This is a genomic window from Pseudomonas sp. KCJK8993, assembly GCF_046230915.1.
GTDB lineage: Bacteria > Pseudomonadota > Gammaproteobacteria > Pseudomonadales > Pseudomonadaceae > Aquipseudomonas > Aquipseudomonas piscis.
In genome coordinates, this window is the sequence record NZ_JBJJLO010000225.1 from 1 (window position 1) to 2,662 (window position 2,662).

Here is a 2,662-nt window from a genome sequence, read left to right on the forward strand (position 1 = left end):
TCCAGATCGGATACGCCACGCTGACCGGCAACTCGCGCAGGGCCAGGGTCAGGAAGTAGACCCCGCCCAGCGCCGCCACCAGGGTCAGCAGCGACGGCCAGGGCCGGGTGAAACCGGCGGCGTACTTCATACCCATGGCGAACGCCACCTCGAAGGCCGCGGCCAGCAATAGCAATCCCCAGGCCATGGCCGTACCTCAGAAGCGCCGGGCCAGGGCCAGCAATTGCTGTTCGGCCTGGGCGCAGGATTGCTGGAATCGCTCGGGCACCGACTCTTCGCCTTCGGCCGCGATCACCGTAACGTCGTCGATGCCCATGAAGCCCAGGGCGGTACGCAGCCAGCGGTCGGCGTGGTTCATCGCCTCGTGTTCGCCACCCGGGCCGAAACCAGCGCCGCCACGGCTGGTGATGACCAGCACCTTCTTGCCCAGTACCAGCGGCTGGTAGTGGGCCACGCCGTTGTCCAGCTGGGTGTCGAAGGTCAGGCCCAGGCGCACGATGTGGTCGACCCAGGCCTTGATGCCGCTGGGTACGCTGAAATTGTACATGGGCGCCGAGATCACCAGGCGCGGGTGCTCGAACAGCTCGCCGACCAGCTCATCGCTCAGGGCCAGGTCGGCCTGCATCGAAAGAGGGCGGGCCTCGGGTTGTGGATGGAACGCCGCGGCGATGAAGGCCTCGCTGACATGGGGAATGGCCCCGCGCCCGACTTCCCGGCGGGTCAACGAACCTTGGGGATTGGCCGCTTGCCAGGCCTGCAGGAATACCTCGGCCAGGCGCCGGCTGTGGGATCGCTCGCCTCGGGGACTGCCATGGACTACAAGAACTTTACTCATCTGAACTCCCTCATGCGCTAGAACCTCGACGGCCTTGAATGCCCGCCAATTTCGCGCTAAAGCTAGAGCCATCGGCATTCGCCAACAAACGAATTAAAATTCATTCAGATGAATTCATATCAGCCATGGAGCGCTCTATGTTCGCCCACCTGCCTCTCACCGCCCTGCGGACCTTCGAGTCTGCCGCGCGCCTGCTGAGTTTCAAGGAGGCGGCCGACGACCTGTCGGTGACGCCCACGGCGGTGTCCCATCAGATCCGCAGCCTGGAACATTGGCTGGGCGTGCCCTTGTTCGAGCGGCTGCCACGCCAGGTACGCCTCACCGAAGCCGGCGATCGCTTGTTCCACAGCCTGCATGGTGCCCTGCTGGATGTGGCGCAAAGCGTCGCCACCCTGCGCCCGGCCCCGGACAACGGGCAGTTGACGGTGTCCACCACGGCCGCCTTCGCCGCCCTGTGGCTGGTGCCGCGCCTGGGACGCTTCTACGCCCAGCACCCGGGGATCAACCTGCGCCTGGACACCCAGTGCGAGGTGGTGGACCTGCAGCAGGATGCCAGCATCGACGTGGCGATCCGCTATAGCCAGGACGGCTACCTGAACCTGCATGGCCTGTGCCTGTTCGATGAACGCTTCGCGGTCTATGGCTCGCCGCAGCAAGTGGCACTGGCCGGGCAGCAACGGCCGGCGCTGATCAGCGTGCACTGGCGCAGTTCCACGCTGTACGCCGATGGCTGGCAGGCCTGGTGTGCCCAGGCCGGGGAGAACTGGCTCGAGGACCAGCCGCAGGTGCGCTCCTACGACGAAGAGCAGTACGCCCTGCAAGCGGCCATCGCCGGCCAGGGCCTGGTACTGGCCAGCAATATCCTGGTATCGCAGAGCGTGGCCAGCGGCCTGTTGCAGGCCTATCGCCCGGACATCCATGTGGGCGGCGCCGGCTATAGCGCTTTGTGCGTACCCGGGCGCGAGCGCCATCCACCGGTGCGGGTGTTCCTGCAGTGGTTGCAGCAGGAGGCGCTGCTGGCCGGGCACCCGCTGCTGGCTCGCAGCTGAAACCTGGCCGTCGCGGCACATCCGATCAAACTTTTTGCCGCTCCCGCGACTCACATCCTAGGTAGCGACCAGGCCCATAGAGCCCGGCGCAAGACGGATTAGCCCCCTAGGAGAAACCGAGATGAGCGAGATGCATTTGTCCGATGTGAACAGCCTGCGCGAACGGGCCCGCAGCCACGTGGAGAACGGCGCCGTGACCGCCGGCTATAACGCCGATCGGGAGGAAGTGCTGCGCCTGCTCAATGAAGCCCTGGCCACCGAGCTGGTCTGCGTGCTGCGCTACAAGCGCCACTACTTCATGGCCAACGGGCTCAAGGCCAGCGTGGCCGCCGACGAATTCCTCGAGCACGCCACCCAGGAAGCCGAGCATGCCGACAAGCTGGCCGAGCGCATCGTTCAGCTGGGTGGCGAACCGGAATTCAACCCCGACCTGCTGTCGGCCAAGTCCCATGCGCAATACGTGGCCGGCAGGACCTTGAAGGAAATGGTCTACGAGGACCTGGTGGCCGAGCGGATCGCCATCGATAGCTACCGCGAGATCATCCAGTACATCGGCGACAAGGACCCGACCACCCGCCGCCTGTTCGAAGAGATCCTGGCCCAGGAAGAAGAGCACGCCGACGACATGGCGGACATCCTCCAGGACCTGTAGCGCCTATGCCAGGCCGGCCCGAGCGCACAGGAGCGGGCCGGCCAGCCCCTCCCAGTCCCGCCCTCACCTGCCCGGCGTGACCGTCCTCCCCGCCCTGCCCGCACCCATCTCCTGCAACCGTCGCAC

At 65.9% G+C, this 2,662-nt stretch carries 4 protein-coding genes; 2 read left to right on the forward strand and 2 right to left on the reverse strand.

All coding sequences use genetic code 11. The features are described 5' to 3' along the window. Together ACK6AU_RS31740 and ACK6AU_RS31745 are read right to left on the reverse strand one after the other, a co-directional pair. A partial coding sequence (locus ACK6AU_RS31740) for a DMT family transporter (RefSeq protein WP_409303706.1) occupies positions 1–187 on the reverse strand: 187 nt, incomplete at its 3' end. 9 nt (positions 188–196) lie between these two features. Further along, positions 197–835 (reverse strand): FMN-dependent NADH-azoreductase, encoded by a 639-nt coding sequence (locus ACK6AU_RS31745; protein WP_409303708.1) that lies wholly within the window; start codon positions 833–835, stop codon positions 197–199. Positions 836–972: 137 nt separating this feature from the next. Between ACK6AU_RS31745 and ACK6AU_RS31750 the strand changes: the two genes are divergently transcribed. Beyond that, positions 973–1,884 carry a LysR substrate-binding domain-containing protein gene (locus ACK6AU_RS31750; protein ID WP_185697542.1) on the forward strand — a complete coding sequence of 304 codons (912 nt, stop codon included), beginning with the start codon at positions 973–975 and terminating at the stop codon, positions 1,882–1,884. A 121-nt stretch (positions 1,885–2,005) separates the two neighbouring features. Further along, positions 2,006–2,536 carry a bacterioferritin gene (locus ACK6AU_RS31755; RefSeq protein ID WP_185697541.1) on the forward strand — a complete coding sequence of 177 codons (531 nt, stop codon included), beginning with the start codon at positions 2,006–2,008 and terminating at the stop codon, positions 2,534–2,536. Positions 2,537–2,662: the final 126 nt, after the last annotated feature.